Source organism: Streptacidiphilus jeojiense (genome assembly GCF_000719095.1).
Taxonomy (GTDB): domain Bacteria; phylum Actinomycetota; class Actinomycetes; order Streptomycetales; family Streptomycetaceae; genus Streptacidiphilus; species Streptacidiphilus jeojiensis.
The window spans coordinates 1-202 of record NZ_JOEH01000142.1; the positions used below are offsets into that span (position 1 = coordinate 1).

Here is a 202-nt window from a genome sequence, read left to right on the forward strand (position 1 = left end):
CGCCGACGAGCACCTGGACAAGCTCAAGGGCTACGCCGCCGACTCCGGCGAGGGCCGCTGGACCGTCGAGGCCGCCATCGACAACGCCGTCCCGCTGCCGGCCATCACGGCCAGCCTGTTCGCCCGCTTCGCCTCGCGCCAGGACGACTCCCCGCAGATGAAGATGATCGCCGCACTGCGCAACCAGTTCGGCGGCCACGCG

General features: G+C 71.8%; 1 pseudogene. It reads left to right on the top strand.

Going from position 1 to position 202, the window contains the following annotated elements:
• Positions 1-202: pseudogene (locus IF29_RS0141395) on the top strand (6-phosphogluconate dehydrogenase); the annotation flags it as partial.